At 68.1% G+C, this 13704-nt stretch carries 13 protein-coding genes and 1 riboswitch; of the genes, 1 reads left to right on the top strand and 12 read right to left on the bottom strand.

What is annotated here, in order from left to right; translation table 11 throughout:
- The 12 genes from Q331_RS24405 to Q331_RS0111520 all read right to left on the bottom strand — a co-directional run.
- Positions 1–182 (bottom strand): DUF1289 domain-containing protein (locus Q331_RS24405; protein WP_156953328.1); only part of this gene is annotated, 182 nt, incomplete at its 3' end.
- Complete coding sequence (locus Q331_RS24410; RefSeq protein WP_034491933.1) at positions 175–564, bottom strand: hypothetical protein; 390 nt, start codon at positions 562–564, stop codon at positions 175–177. The genes Q331_RS24405 and Q331_RS24410, both read right to left, overlap by 8 nt.
- 2 nt (positions 565–566) lie before the next feature.
- On the bottom strand, positions 567–1451 hold the full coding sequence (locus Q331_RS21250; RefSeq protein ID WP_084175007.1) for an ABC transporter ATP-binding protein: 885 nt from the start codon (positions 1449–1451) through the stop codon (positions 567–569).
- Complete coding sequence (locus Q331_RS0111485) at positions 1448–2473, bottom strand: FecCD family ABC transporter permease (protein ID WP_051631069.1); 1026 nt, start codon at positions 2471–2473, stop codon at positions 1448–1450. Before Q331_RS0111485 ends, Q331_RS21250 begins: the two co-directional genes overlap by 4 nt.
- The gene (locus Q331_RS0111490; RefSeq protein ID WP_051631070.1) at positions 2470–3309 is read right to left on the bottom strand and encodes an ABC transporter substrate-binding protein; all 840 of its coding nucleotides are present in this window, start codon (positions 3307–3309) and stop codon (positions 2470–2472) included. The genes Q331_RS0111485 and Q331_RS0111490 overlap by 4 nt, the downstream gene beginning before the upstream one ends.
- A complete protein-coding gene (locus tag Q331_RS23065; protein WP_051631071.1) occupies positions 3309–4127 on the bottom strand; it encodes a TonB-dependent receptor in 819 nt (272 codons plus the stop codon). Before Q331_RS23065 ends, Q331_RS0111490 begins: the two co-directional genes overlap by 1 nt.
- An 18-nt stretch (positions 4128–4145) precedes the next feature.
- Positions 4146–5273, bottom strand: a complete 1128-nt coding sequence (locus tag Q331_RS23070; protein ID WP_051631072.1) for a TonB-dependent receptor — start codon at positions 5271–5273, stop codon at positions 4146–4148.
- Between the two features lie 120 nt (positions 5274–5393).
- A riboswitch (cobalamin riboswitch) is annotated at positions 5394–5589 on the bottom strand.
- A gap of 73 nt (positions 5590–5662) precedes the next feature.
- A complete protein-coding gene (locus tag Q331_RS0111500) occupies positions 5663–6259 on the bottom strand; it encodes a cob(I)yrinic acid a,c-diamide adenosyltransferase (protein WP_034491935.1) in 597 nt (198 codons plus the stop codon).
- 210 nt (positions 6260–6469) lie between these two features.
- Positions 6470–7450 (bottom strand): ABC transporter ATP-binding protein, encoded by a 981-nt coding sequence (locus Q331_RS0111505; protein ID WP_026380806.1) that lies wholly within the window; start codon positions 7448–7450, stop codon positions 6470–6472.
- Positions 7447–9372: a dipeptide/oligopeptide/nickel ABC transporter permease/ATP-binding protein gene (locus tag Q331_RS0111510; protein ID WP_034491936.1), complete on the bottom strand. Its 1926-nt coding sequence runs from the start codon at positions 9370–9372 to the stop codon at positions 7447–7449. The genes Q331_RS0111505 and Q331_RS0111510 overlap by 4 nt, the downstream gene beginning before the upstream one ends.
- A 169-nt stretch (positions 9373–9541) precedes the next feature.
- Positions 9542–10486 (bottom strand): ABC transporter permease, encoded by a 945-nt coding sequence (locus Q331_RS0111515; RefSeq protein WP_026380808.1) that lies wholly within the window; start codon positions 10484–10486, stop codon positions 9542–9544.
- 79 nt (positions 10487–10565) lie between these two features.
- Complete coding sequence (locus tag Q331_RS0111520) at positions 10566–12131, bottom strand: ABC transporter substrate-binding protein (protein WP_026380809.1); 1566 nt, start codon at positions 12129–12131, stop codon at positions 10566–10568.
- Between the two features lie 128 nt (positions 12132–12259).
- On the opposite strand from Q331_RS0111520, the gene Q331_RS0111525 reads away from it, so the two are divergent.
- Entirely contained in the window at positions 12260–13507 is a 1248-nt protein-coding gene (locus tag Q331_RS0111525) for a Zn-dependent hydrolase (protein ID WP_051631073.1), read from the top strand.
- Positions 13508–13704 lie beyond the last annotated feature (197 nt).

Consider the following 13704-nt stretch of genomic DNA (forward strand, 5'->3'; position numbering starts at 1 on the left):
CCCCAGATGGCGATCTCCTCGCCGCTGCGCGCGCAGCCGAGGCAATAGCCGCTCGCCGGGTCGATCCGGCAGAGCCCGGTGCAGGGGCTCCCCGGGCGTCGCGCCGCCCCCGGCTCCGTCGTTTCGAGAGGTTTGGAAAGGTCGCGCATGGTCCTTTGCGTCCGTCGCGCTCGCTCAGGCATGCGCCTCTTCCGCCACCTCTCGCAGGAGCGCCGCAAGCCGGGCAAGGCGTGGATCGCTCGGTCGGCAGAGCTGCGAGCGCCGAAGCTCCTCACAGGCGGCGTCGGCGGGATCGGCGCCATCGGGCAGCCAGAACAGCCATGCAAGCAGGATCTCTTCGGCAGAGGGCGTCTGGCTCTGGGCAGGTGGGGGCGGCGCGATCATGGAATGTCCTTTCAAGGGCCGGGTGAAGTCGCAGATAACAGCCTTGCCCGCGTGCGAGCGGTGCGTTCGTGTCGTGGTTCGTGGCACGCCGGCGATTCTCCAGTCCTCGCCGAGGCGATGAAGGGTTTCCACCGTCTTCTCCGCCAGGCAGACGATCCTTTCGGGCGGATAGGCGCACATCGTCACCAATCCAGCGTCGGACGGGAGCGAGCGGTCGCAAAAGGCACGATCCGGCCCTGGCCGTTCGCGATTCCCGGCTCGCTTTCCTCCAGAAGCGGTTCGCTCCAGGATCCGGAGGTGCGTTGCCAAGGCACGATGAAACGGCGGCCGCCGTGCACGCCGGTGAGCGAGCGCACCCCGTAGCATTCGGCAAGGTTGTTGTCGGTGAGAACGTCGTCCGGCGCTCCCTCGGCGGCGACCCGGCCGCCACTGAGAAGGATCAGGCGGTCGCAGAAGCGCGACGCGAGCGTCAGATCATGCAGGACGACGACGATGCCCGTGCCGCGATGCGCCGTCCGCCGCAACAGCTCCATGACGTTGAGCTGATGCAGCGGGTCGAGCGCGTCGGTTGGCTCGTCGGCGAGCAGGATCTCCGCCTCCACCGCAAGCGCGCGGGCAAGCAGCACCCGCGCCCGCTCGCCGCCTGAGAGGCTCGTGAACGCGCGCTCAGCGAAGGCGAGGACGTCGGCGGCCTGCATGGCGCGCTTCACCGCGTCGGCGTCGGCCTCGCGGTCCCGAGCCGAGAAGACGCCGGCATGCGGCAGCCGGCCGAGGGCGACGATTTTCTCCACCGCGAGCGGCCAGTCCACCTTGGCGCCCTGCTCAAGGTAGGCGAGGCGACGCGCGAGCTTGCGGCGGGGCACGGAGGCGGCGAGCCTGCCGTCGTAGAAGACATGGCCGAGATCGGGCTTGCGCAGGCCGGCCATCACCTCAATCAGCGTCGATTTCCCCGCGCCGTTCGGTCCGATGAGGCCGACCATTTCGCCGGGGCGGGCGACGGCGTGGACGCTTTCAAGGATGGTGGCGCCGCCGCGTTTCACGCCGATGCCGGAAGCGGAGATGATCATCGCATGTCTCCACGCAGGCGCCAGACGAGCGAGAACAGGAAGGGCGCGCCGATGATGGCCGTGACGACGCCGAGCTTCAGCTCCGGCTGGGTCGGCAGGAGCCTGACTGCGATGTCGGCGGCGAGCGTCAGGACGGCGCCGCCGAGCGCGCTTGCCGGCAGAAGAAGGCTCGGACGGTAGGCGACGAGCGGGCGCAGGATATGCGGCACGACGAGGCCGACGAAGCCGATGGCGCCGCTGACGGCGACCGCGCCGCCGACGGCGAGCGCCACGCCGGAAATCAACAGGATGCGCGTCACGCGCAAGTCGAAGCCGAGGCTCGTTGCCGTATCCTCGCCGAGCGCCAGCGCGTCGAGCGCCCGCGCCGTCGCAAAGAGTGCAAGGCATCCGGCGGCGATCGGCGGAAAGGCGATGGCGACATGCGTCAGGCTGCGGTCGGCGAAGGAGCCCATCAGCCAGAACATGATCTCCGTGGCCGCGAAGGGATTGGGCGAGAGGTTGAGGGCGAGCGAGACGAGGGCGCCGGCGAGGCTGTTCACCGCGATGCCGGCGAGGATGAGCGTTGCCGTGCTGGCGTTCCGCCCGGCGACGGCGAACAGAAGCAGCCCCGCAACGAGTGCCGCCGCGATGCCCCCGACCGGCAGGAGCAGCGAGGAGGCGGCTGCGAGCCCGGAATAGAAGACGAGAACGGCACCGAAGGCGGCAGCCCCGGAGATGCCGATGATGCCGGGCTCGGCGAGCGGGTTGCGCAGGAAAGCCTGCATCACGGCACCCGCCAGGCCGAGCGCGAAGCCGACGAAGAGCCCGAGAAGCGCACGCGGCAGCCTGATTTCCAACAGCACCAGCGCCCCGAGGCTGTCGCGGCCGGAGAGGACATCGGCGAGCGCGGCGGCGAAATCGAGCTGTCCGTAGCCGATCGCCAGCGACAGAAGGAAGGCGAATAGCGCTGCGAGCGAAAGGCCGGCGAGGAGAGCGCGGTAGCTTATTTCGGTGCGGGGAGGGGCGAAGGTCACGTCCGTCACGGTCGAGCCCTCGCTTCCGCCGCCGCCTGGCGCAGGATGTCGACGGCGGCAAACATGTCCGGGCCTGGGCATGCCCAGAGCCGCGGCGGCACGGCCGCAATGTGCATCGGCCGCGGCATGTGCGACAGCACCGGGTGGCGGACGAGCTCCGTCGCGAGCGACGGGAGGCCCCGCGGCGTGCCGACGACAAGCACGTCCGGCGACAGCGCGACGAGCGATTCCAGCGGCAGCCGTCCGTAATTCTGCATGCCTTTTTCCGACGCGAGGTTCTCAAGCCCGGCGAGCGCGAGCAACTCGTCGATGAGCGAGCCGGCACCGACCGTGTAGCCGTTCGGTTCGTAGACGATCGCCGTCGGCCGCTGCGAGGCGTTTTTCTCTTCGGCGGCGGCTTTCATGCTCGCCGCAATCTGGCCGACCAACCGTTCCGCCCGCGCTTCTTGGCCGAGCGCCTCGCCGAGGAGCCGGATCTGCGCCTCGACCTCTTCCATGGTGCGCGGCACGTCGAGCTCCAAGACCGTCACGCCGATCCGCTTCAACAGATCGACGGTGACGCGTTTGGTGTAGCGACCGGCGAGAACGAGGTCGGGCCTGTAACGCATCACTTCCTCCGCAAGGCCGCGGTTTGCCTGAAAATCGCGGGCCGTTTCCGCGAGGTTCGACATGGAATTGTCCCGCGCGAGATAGGTAAGGGAGGCGATCTGCTCCGGGTCTGCCAGTCGCATGAGGAGCTGGTCGGCGCACAGATTGATGGAGACGACGCGCTGCGGCTTTGCCGCCGCCGCCGCGGATGCGGCGGCGGTTGAGAGCAGAAGGACGGTCAGAAAGAACCGCAGCATCAGAAGGTCAGGCGCAGGCCGGCATAGGCGCCGATGCCTTCCGCCCGATAGCCCCAGACATCGTAGTATTCCTCGTCGAGAAGGTTCTGCACGCGCCCAAAAAGCTGCGCGTTTTCGTTGAGGTCGTAGGAGGCGGCGACGTCGACGAGCGTGTAGGCGTCGAGCGAAATCGTCTGCCGGTTCATGTAGAACGGATCGGTCCAGACCCAGTCCTTCCGCTCGCCATTGTACTCGACGCTGAGATTGACGTTGGCCCGCCCGCCGAGGAGGGCATAGTTGACGACGAGGCTTGCAAGGTTCTGCGGCCGGCGGATGAGTTCCGCGCCGGTCGAATCGCGCGCATCGGTGTGGGTATAGGAGCCGGTGACGGTAAGCCCCTCCATCGGCCTTACCGTGAGCGCGACCTCCACGCCGTCGATCTCCGATTCGCCGGGCAGGTTGATGGAGGTTTGCCCCGAACCCGTGATGAGGTTCGATATCTCCTGGTTGAAGTAGGTGACATCCAGCGAGGCGATCTCGCCCCACAGCGCCTGCGTCACGCCGATATCGAAGCCCTTCGCCTCTTCCGGCTGAAGGCTCGGATTGCCGCGATAGGTGTTGGTGAAGCCGTAGAGCTCAAAGAGCGTCGGGTTCTTCACGCCCGTTCCGTAGGAAGCGTGCAGCTTGGTGCCGGTGGGGCGGAAATTGTAGGCGCCGGTCAGCCGGTAGGTGGTGGCGTCGTCGAAGATATCGTTGCTGTCGTGGCGGAGGCCCGCGGTCAGCGACAGGTCCTCAAACAGGCTCAACTGATACTGCCCGATGAGGCCGGTGGAAGCCACCGAACGGTCGAAGGAGGACTAGACGCTTTCGGAAACCGCGCTGTCTTCGTCGCGTTCCACGGCGAGCGTCACGGTATGCGCCGCATCGGCGATTGCCGGCGTATCGAACATGAAGCTCGACCGGTAGTCGAGATGGACGCGCTCGCCTTCGTAGGTGGTGGTGACGACGGTAGGCTTGAGGTCGCGGTAGTCGCGGTTCTGCTGGGCATAGGCGATACCGGCCACCTGCTCCCAATGGCCGTCCAGCAAGGTCACCTTCGCCTGTGCGCGCGTGAAGAGCTGGTCGCTTTTGGCGTCCTGCTTGGCATCGAACGGACCGGTATGGCCGACGGCGGGCAAGAAGCCTTCCGAATCGAGATCGGAGCGCGAGCGCGTGTAGCGCGCGACGCCTGAAAGGTTCAGCCAGTCGGTGACGTCGACGCCGCCCTTGGCGTAGAGCGTGCCGTTCTCGTAGCCGTCTTTCTCCCTATTGCCGAGCCGCTCGTCGGCGATGGAGGTTCCCTCGGTGCGGATACCGCTCGCGCCCGCCAGGAAATCGAAGCGCTCGCCGCCGGCGCTCAGCGAAGCGTTGCCGCTGGCGGTGCCGTGCGAACCGCCTTCGATGCGGCCGGCAAGGCGGGTCCCGGGCGCGCCGCGCCGGGTGACGATGTTGACGACGCCGCCGATGGCGTCGGAGCCGTAGAGGGCGCTCTGCGGTCCGCGCAAGACCTCGATGCGTTCGATATCGTCGACCAGGAGATGGGCGAAGTCGAACTCTGAGCCGCGTGCCGGATCGTTGACCGCAATGCCGTCGATGAAGACTTTCGTCTGGTTGGATTCCGAGCCTCGGATCCTGAGCTGCGTGAACTGGCCGCGCGGCCCGCTCTGGCTGACGGCGACGCCCGGCACCTGGCGCAGCGCTTCGCCGACATAGCGGATTTCCTGCTCTTTCAGCTCCTCGCCGGTGATGATGGTGACGGCGCTGCCGACCTCAGTCAGCGGCGTTTCGGTAAGGTTGGCGGTGACGGATATCTCAGGGAGCACCACCATGTCGTCCTGGGCGAGAGCCGGGGAGGCGACGGCGAGCGCGAATGCGCTGGCGGAAAGGCAAAGGGCAGCGGAAAGCTGCAACAACGCGCCACGGCGCGGCGGGATGGAAAGATACACTGAAAAATGACCTCGATGCGGGCACATGGCCAGATGGCATGTCACCGCGATCGAGGATGCTCCATGCGCTGGGGGCGCATGGATCCACTCCCATCGGCACACCCCGACCGATGTGACCGCGCGTGACCACGGCTGACGGCAGGTCTCCTGACTTGCGGGTCATCATCGCGTCGCCGCCTTCCCGGCGCCGAAGCACCAGTGGCATCGTGACGAGCGATTCGCCGCTCACAGTTGCGGGGACAGTCGCGGCCTTGGGCTTTGCCCGCACCGCGTTCCCTTTTCAGCCTCAAAGAGGCACCGTCGCCATGAACGGATCACGATCTGGCTTGTTTCGTCAAGATGATTTCCCGGGCGCGTCGAACGCCCGGGGGGAAAAGCCTGGCCAGGCGTCAGGCCGATTTCTTCGCGCGGGGAGCCCAGACATCGTCGGCGGCGCCGTTGTCGTTGAGGCGGCGGCTGGCGATGAACATGAAATCGGCGAGGCGGTTGAGATAGGTCAGGACGTTCGGGTTCACCTCTTCCTCCAGCGACAACGCCACGACGCGGCGCTCGGCCCGGCGTATCGTGGTGCGGGCCACATGCGTATGGGCGGCGGCAACCGTGCCGCCCGCCAGCACGAAGTTGGTGATGCGCGGCAGGGCGGCGTTCATCGCTTCCAGCTCCGCTTCGAGGCGCTGAAGCGGCTCCTCGCCGACGCGCAGATGCTCCCCGTGCTTGCCCGGCATGTGCAAATCGGCGGCGAGGTTGAAGAGGTCGATCTGGACGTTGCGGAGCATCTGGCACAATTCGGCGTCCTCGCTGGCCAGCGCACGCACGAGGCCGATCTGCGCGCTCGCCTCGTCGATGGTGCCATAGGCCTCCACCCGCTTGTCGTTCTTCGACACGCGCACACCCCGCCCAAGCGAGGTCTCGCCCTTGTCGCCGCCGCGGGTCACGACGCGCGTCAGGCGCACGCGCTCGCTCTTTTCCTCTCGGTTCTCGTTCATCTCTGGCCTCCGTGCCGATGTGTCGCAGATGAGATCGCTTCCAGCGAACCGCCTTGGCTCGGGGCTCGGCGGGAAGAATCTCCTATCAGGATGCGGGCCGCGCTCCGATTGACAAGCTGCGACGTTCCGGCCGAACGCGCCTGGAGCGCCTCGGCGAGCCCGGCAAAATCGGAGCCGAGACGGGCGGGCGCCGATCCGGTCGAGATGGCTCTAAGCGGCTTGCCTCACCCCGATCGGATGCCAGCAGGCTGCCGCCTGTCGGCCCGCGATCGGCTGGAGCGAGGGGCCCTTGCTGCGGCAGATGTCGCTCGCGGCACGGCAGCGCGAGGCAAAGGCGCAGCCGGGCGGGGGATTGAGCGGGTCGGGAAGCTCCCCCGGCTCTTCCTCCGCCTCGATACGCTTTGCGCCGAGCGCCGGCGCCGAGCGCATGAGGAGCGAGGTGTAGTGATGGCGCGGCTGGCCGTAGATGTCGCGCGCCCTGCCGATCTCCACGATCCGACCGAAATACATCACCGCCACGCGGTCGCAGATCGACTCCACCACGCTGAGATCGTGGCTGATGAAGATGTAGGTCAGGCCGAACGCGCTCTTCAACCGGTCGAGCAGGTTCAGGACCTGCGCCTGTACCGAGACGTCGAGCGCGGAGACCGGCTCGTCGAGCACGATGATGCGCGCATCCGCCGCGAGCGCCCGGGCGATGCCGATGCGCTGCGCCTGGCCGCCGGAGAACTCATGCGGGTAGCGCTCCAGAAATTCCTCGCGCAGGCTGACCGCATCGAGAAGCTCCTTCAGCTTCCTCTCGCGCGCATCGCCGCCGAGCCCCAAAAGCCGCCGCATCGGCGCCTCGAGCGTCTGGCGGATGGTCTTGCGCGGATTGAGCGAGGCCACCGGATCCTGGAAGACGTACTGGATGTGCCGGCCGAGAGCCTTGGCGTCGCGGCCGGCATAGGCGCTTATGTCCTGGTCCCCGAGCCGGATCGTGCCGGCGGTCGGCCGGTCGAGGCCGACGAGCAGGCGCGCGAGCGTCGACTTCCCGCAGCCCGATTCTCCGACGATGCCGAGCGTCTCGCCCGCCTCCACGCGCAGATCGGCCTGCTGCACGGCGTGCACCGCCCGCTTCGGCTTGCCGAGGATCGTCCGCCCGCCGCCGAAAGTCTTGGTCAGGCTTGCCGCTTCAAGCGCCGCGCTCATCCAACCTCTCCCGCCAGGGGCTTGATGCAGCGCGCCTTTCGGCTCTCCGCAACCTGCATGAGGGCGATGTCGCCCTCCCGGCAGGCGAGCTCCACATGCGGACAGCGGTCGGCGAAGGCGCAGCCATGCGGCAAGCGGTCGGCCGCCGGCGGCAGGCCCTCAATCGCGTCGAGCCGCCTTTCCGGCTGGCCGAGGATCGGCACGCAGTCGATCAGCTTCCTGGTATAGGGGTGAGCGGGGTCCTTCAGTACCTCCCGCGTTCGCCCGATCTCCACGATGCGGCCGGCATACATGACGGCGACGCGGTCGCAGAGCTCCGACACCACGCCGAAATCGTGGGTGATGAAGAGCACGGCCGAGCCCTGCGCCTCCGACAATTCCCGCATCAGCTTCAGCACCTGCGCCTGCACCGTGACGTCCAGCGCGGTCGTCGGCTCGTCGGCGATGATGAGTTCCGGCGCGTTGGCGAGCGCCATGGCGATGCACACGCGCTGGCGCATGCCGCCCGACATTTCGTGCGGATAGGCGTTGAAGCGCGCCTTCGCGGATGGGATCTGCACCTTGTGGAGGAGCTTCAAGGCCTGCTTCTCGGCCTCGCGCTTCGATACCTTCTGGTGCGCCCGAACCGCCTCGGCGATCTGCTGGCCGACGGTGAATAGCGGGTGCAGCGTCGTCAGCGGATCCTGGAAGACATAGGCGACCTTACCGCCGCGCAGGCCCCGCAGCTCGTCCTCGCGCGCGGCGAGCTGGTCACGGCCTTCCACCAGGACACGTCCGCCCGTGATGGTGCCGGGCGGCGTCGGCACCAGGCGCAGGAGCGACAGCGCCGTCACCGACTTGCCGCAGCCGGATTCGCCGACGAGCCCGACCCGCTCGCCGGGCTTCAACGTCAGATCGACGCCGCCCACCGCCTTGTAGACCCGCTCGCCGATCCGGAACTCCGTCTTCAGCCCCGTCACGTCCAGCACCGCCTTGGTGCTCTCGGCGAGCGGCACCGCCTCGCGCTTCACCGCCGTCGCCGCTCCCGGCGCGGCGAGCGCGCCCGATTTGAGGCGCGGGTCGAGGACGTCGCGCACCCCGTCGCCGACGAGATTGATCGACATCACCAGCGCGAAGATCATGAGGCCCGGAATGACGGAGACATGCGGTGCGGTGAACAGCAGCTTCCGGCCTTCGCCGAGCATGGAGCCGAGATCGGCCTGCGGCGGCTGTGCGCCGAGGCCCAGGAAGGAGAGACCAGCCGTTTCCAGGATCATCCAGCCGACCGTGGTCGACATGGTCACGACGATCACCGGCAGGACGCTCGGCAGGACGTCGCCGAAGAGGATCACCGGATGCGAGGCGCCCGACAGCCGCGCCGCGTCGACGAATTCGCGTCGGGAAAGCCCGAGCGTGATGCCGCGAATGTTCCTGGCGAAGAAGGGGATGTTGACGATGGCGATGGCGTAGAGCGCGTTGAGGAGGCCGGGGCCCAGAACCGCGACGATGCCGAGCGCGAGCAGGATGTAGGGAAAGGCCATGACGAGGTCGATGCCGCGCATGAGCACGCCGTCGATCCGGCCGCCGGCGTAACCGGAGATAAGGCCGATGAGCGAGCCCACGAGCGCGGCGATCAGCGTCGCCGACAGCCCGACGAGGATGGAGATGCGCGTGCCGAACAGCAGCCGCGAGAGGAGGTCGCGGCCGAGCTCGTCGGTGCCGAGGAGGTGTCCCTCCGCGCCCGGCCGCAAGAGGCGCTGCGCCGGCTCTGTCGCGTTCGGGTCGGGCAGGGGCAAGAGCGGCGTGACGAGCGCCAGGACGAGGATCGCCAACAGCATGACGAGGCCGGCCGCCGAGAGGCGGTTGGCGAGGAGGAGCTGGAAGGAGGACGGGCGCCCGCCGCGCGCCTTCCTCGCCCGGCCGGGAAGTGCGAGCGACACCATGGTCAGGCCCTGCCTTTGACGCGGCGAAAAGCTTGCCGTCGGCTCGGCGCATTCCCTCCAAGGCGGGAATCCGGCGCCCTCCAACGAGCGCCCGCGCCGGGATTGCCGGATCCCGGCCCTCGTCGGCAGGCGCTGCGTGTGGGGCTCGCAGGTAACATGCCTTGAGCCGCTAGCGCAGCCTCGGGTCGACGATCGTCTGCGCGACGTCGGCCAGGAGGTTGAAGACGACGTAGCTCGCCGCCACCACCAGCACGCCGCCCTGCACGAGCAGGAGATCGCGCGTCGAGATCGCCTGGACGAGCATCCGCCCGATGCCGGGCCACTGGAACACCGTCTCGATATAGACCGCGCCGCCGAGCACGAAGCCGGCCTGGATGCCGATCACCGGGATCACCGCCACGAGCGCCGCCTTGAAGGCGTGCCGGTAGATGACGCCGCGTTCCGACACGCCCTTGGCGCGGGCGGTGCGGATATAGTCCTGCCGCAGGACCTCCAGCATCGACGTGCGGGTCAGCCGTGCGATGACGGCGGTGGCGACGATGGCGAGCGTCACCGCCGGCATGGCGAGATGCCTCACAAGGTCGAGCGGCCCGCCGCCGCCGTAGATGGCGTACATGCCCGAGGCCGGCAGCCACTGAAGCTGCACCGCGAAGAGCATGATGAACAGGAGCCCGAGCCAGAAGGACGGCGTGGAGATGCCGATCAGGACGAGGAAGGTGACGATACGGTCCGTCCAGCCGAACTGTCTGACCGCCGCCGCGATCCCGCCGACGAGGCCGAAGATCGAGGCGAGGATGAGCGAGGCACCCGCCAGGATGAGGGTGGCTCCGAAGCGCCCGAACACCTCCTCGGCGACGGGGCGGTTCAGCGAATAGGAGCGCCCCATATCGCCCTGCAGGAGATTTCCGAGCCAGGTCAGGTACTGCCGCGGCAGCGACTGGTCGAGCCCGAGCTGCCGGTTGAGCCGAGCGACGTTCTCCGGCGTCGCGTAGGAGCCGAGGATCGCCGTGGCCGGGTCGCCCGGGATCAGCGCCATCATGGCGAACACGATGACGGAGAGCCCGAACAGGATCGGGATCATCATCAAGAGGCGCTTGAGGATGTAGGCCCACATGCCGGCTCACGTCATGGCGGTGGCGGCAAACGGCTTCAGCCGGCCGGCCGGTGGTGCGTCGACCCGCCGGCTGCGGGCTTCAATTCTTCCTCACGTCGTGCAGCAGCAGGAAGAACGACGGCTGCAGCTCGAAATTCTCCACGCGCGCGCTCGCCGCGGCGTTCTGCTTCCAGTTGGCCACGAATGCCCACGGCGCGTCCTCGTGGACGATCTCCTGCATCTGCTTGTAGAGCCCGGCGCGCTTTTGCTGGTCCGTTTCCCGGCGGGCCTGCTCCAGCAGTCTGTCGACCTCTTCGTTCGCATAGTAGCCGGAATTGAAGCCGCCATTCTCCGGCATCGCCTCGGAGCGCAAGGTCAGATAGGGCAGCGTGTCGGGGTCGTTCGTCATCCACGCCATCTCGGCCATGTCGGCCTTGCCCTCAAGGCCGGGATTCACCTTGCCGAGGAAGGTGTTCCACTCATAGGTCTCGATTTCGGCGTCAAGGCCCACCTCGGCAAGATCGGCCTGGATGGCCGCGCCCATCGCGACGGGATCGAGCATGCCCGAGCCGCCCTCCGTCACGTAGAAGGTTAGGTCGGCGCTCTCCACGCCCGCTTCGGCGAGAAGCTGGCGCGCCTTGTCGGGATCGTGCCGATAGGGCTCAAGGTTCTCGTTGTAAGCCCAGGCGAAGGCCGGCGGCGTCGGCCCGGCGGCGACCTCGGCCGTGCCCTGCAGCACGTTCTCCACCAATGCCTGCTTGTCGATCGCGTAGTTGACCGCCTGGCGCACGCGTTTGTCGGCGAAGGGCCCTTCCTTCGTGTTCAGGATCAGGAACCAGACATGGGGGCCGGCTTGCTCGTGCACGGTGAAGTTGGCGTCGTCGGCGAACTGCGAGACGTTGTCCGGCGGCACCTCGACCATCAGGTCGACGCCGCCCGACAGCATCTCGGCGACGCGCGTATTGGCGTCGGTGATCGGGCGGAAGACCACCGCCTGAAGGTTCGGCGCACCGTCCCAATAATCATCGTTGGCTTCCACCACGACGCGTGAGTTCGATTCCCATTCGGCGAACTTGAACGCGCCGGTGCCGCTCGGATTGCGGCCGAAATCCTTGCCGTGTTCCTGTACCGCTGCCGGCGAGACGATGAGGCCCGTCGGATAGGCGAGGTTGGACAGGAAAGGCGCATACGGCTCCTTCAGGTTGAACACCACCGTGCGCGCATCGGGCGCCTCGATCGTCTCCACGCTGGAGAAGAAGAAGGCGAGCGGGAACGGGCCCGTGTCGTGAAACGGGTGCTCTTCGTCCAGCATGCGCTCGAAATTGAACTTCACCGCCTCCGCGTCGAACGGCGTCCCGTCGTGGAACGTCACGCCCTCGCGGAGCTGGAAGGTGTAGGTCTTGCCGTCGGGCGAGATCTCCCAGGCGGTCGCGAGCGCCGGCTCCGGCTCCAGCGTGCCCGACTTGTAGCGCACGAGCCCGTCATAGACGTTCATCAGGATGCGGAAGTCATTGACGGCGGTGACGGCATGCGGGTCGAGCGACTTCGGTTCGGCGATCTGCGCCACGATCAGCACGCCGGGCGGCGTCTGGGCCTGGGCGCTCGCGTGGAAGGCGACGATCGCGAGCGCGGCGGCGCATGCGATACGGCGGACGTGGCTGAGCATCGGGCGGTCCTCCTGTCGGCACGTCGGCTTGAGATGGCGCAACCATCCGACATAAAACCTGAGAGGTCAAAGACGGCGACAAAGGCGGCTTCCGGCCGCCTCCGCCAGCCGCCCCGGGAGAGTCGATCATGGGCGAGAACGCCGCCGCTTGCCTGCGGATCGATCCGGCCCGCCTGAAGGCCGACATCGAAGCCGTCAACGAGATCGGCCGCATCGAGGGCCTGGCCGGCATCAACCGCGTCAGCTTCTCTGACGAGGACATGGCGGGCCGCCGCTGGCTCATCGGTCGGCTCAAGACGGCTGGGCTCGCCGCGCAGATGGACGGCGTCGGCAATGTCTTCGGTCGGTGGAACGTGGGCGCCGGCCCGGCCGTGCTCGCCGGCTCCCATCTCGACACGGTGCCGATGGGCGGGCCCTTCGACGGCACGCTCGGCGTCTGCGCCGCGCTGGAGGCGGTGCGGGCCATGAAGGAGGCGGGGCTCGCGCCGCGAAGGCCCGTTGAGATCGTCTGCACCGCCGACGAGGAGGGGCGCTTCGGCGGCATGCTGGGCAGCCAGGCGATATGCGGCGAGGTCGGGGCGGACTGGATCGCGTCCGCCGTCGACGACGACGGCTTGCCGCTCGCCGAGGCGCTGCGCGCGCAGGGCCTCGACCCGATGGCCGATGTCGCGCGCGATCGCCGCGAGATCGCCGTCTTCCTCGAACTGCACATCGAGCAGGGGCCGGTGCTTGAGAGGACGAAAGACGAGGTGGGCGTCGTCGATGTCGTCTCCGGCGTCTTCAACTGGACGGTGACGCTCTGCGGCGAGGCCAACCATTCCGGCACCACGCCCATGAGCATGCGCCGCGACGCTTTTCGCGGCCTGGCCGAGTTCGGCGCGGGGCTGTCGGAGATCGTCGACCGCCTCGGCGGCGAGCAGACGCGCCTCACCGTCGGCAAGGTGGCTCTCAGCCCCAACTTCCCGCACTCGATCGCCGGGCAGGCTGTTTTCTCGCTCATCGGGCGCGACACGGACGAGGACGTGATGCGCGCGCTCGCCGACGCCTGCCGCGAGAAAATCGCTCGTGCCGCCGCGCGCCACGGGCTCAAGGTCGATATCGCGCAGCAGAGCTGGCTGCCGCCGACCGCGCTCGATCCGCGCGTCGTGGAGGAGATCGCGCGGCTTGCGCGGGCTGGCGGCCTCAAGGCGCGCATCATGGCCTCCGGTGCCGGCCACGACGCCCAGACCTTCGCCCGCCACGTGCCGGCCGGGCTGATCTTCGTGCCGTCGCTCGGCGGCATCAGCCACGCGCCGGAGGAGTGGACCGCCTGGCCCGACATCGAGCGCGGCGCCACGCTCTTCGCCCGTGCGATCGCCGCCAGCGCGCTCGCCTAGCCGCGATTTCCGTGTGCGGATATCGTCGCCAGCCGGCCGGGCCGACCGGCTTCCTCTCATCGCGAGACGTGCTTGTGCTCGCCTGTTCGGCGCCGCCGCGCGCGTGATCGCGCCTTTTCGCCCTTTCTCGCCTGCCCATGCGCAGGATGCCGCGCCTGCGATGCGCCCGCGCTTGACGGATGGGAGAGCGCTATGCA

The organism is Afifella pfennigii DSM 17143 (genome assembly GCF_000688515.1).
Classification (GTDB): Bacteria; Pseudomonadota; Alphaproteobacteria; order Rhizobiales; family Afifellaceae; genus Afifella; species Afifella pfennigii.

Excerpts from the sequence above, each read along its gene's own strand:
- Q331_RS24410 (WP_034491933.1), bottom strand. The coding sequence starts at position 564 with ATGTGCGCCTATCCGCCCGAAAGGATCGTCTGCCTGGCGGAGAAGACG.
- Q331_RS21250 (WP_084175007.1), bottom strand. The coding sequence starts at position 1,451 with ATGATCATCTCCGCTTCCGGCATCGGCGTGAAACGCGGCGGCGCCACC.
- Q331_RS0111490 (WP_051631070.1), bottom strand. The coding sequence starts at position 3,309 with ATGCTGCGGTTCTTTCTGACCGTCCTTCTGCTCTCAACCGCCGCCGCA.
- Q331_RS0111500 (WP_034491935.1), bottom strand. The coding sequence starts at position 6,259 with ATGAACGAGAACCGAGAGGAAAAGAGCGAGCGCGTGCGCCTGACGCGC.
- Q331_RS0111505 (WP_026380806.1), bottom strand. The coding sequence starts at position 7,450 with ATGAGCGCGGCGCTTGAAGCGGCAAGCCTGACCAAGACTTTCGGCGGC.
- Q331_RS0111510 (WP_034491936.1), bottom strand. The coding sequence starts at position 9,372 with ATGGTGTCGCTCGCACTTCCCGGCCGGGCGAGGAAGGCGCGCGGCGGG.
- Q331_RS0111515 (WP_026380808.1), bottom strand. The coding sequence starts at position 10,486 with ATGTGGGCCTACATCCTCAAGCGCCTCTTGATGATGATCCCGATCCTG.
- Q331_RS0111520 (WP_026380809.1), bottom strand. The coding sequence starts at position 12,131 with ATGCTCAGCCACGTCCGCCGTATCGCATGCGCCGCCGCGCTCGCGATC.
- Q331_RS0111525 (WP_051631073.1), top strand. The coding sequence starts at position 12,260 with ATGGGCGAGAACGCCGCCGCTTGCCTGCGGATCGATCCGGCCCGCCTG.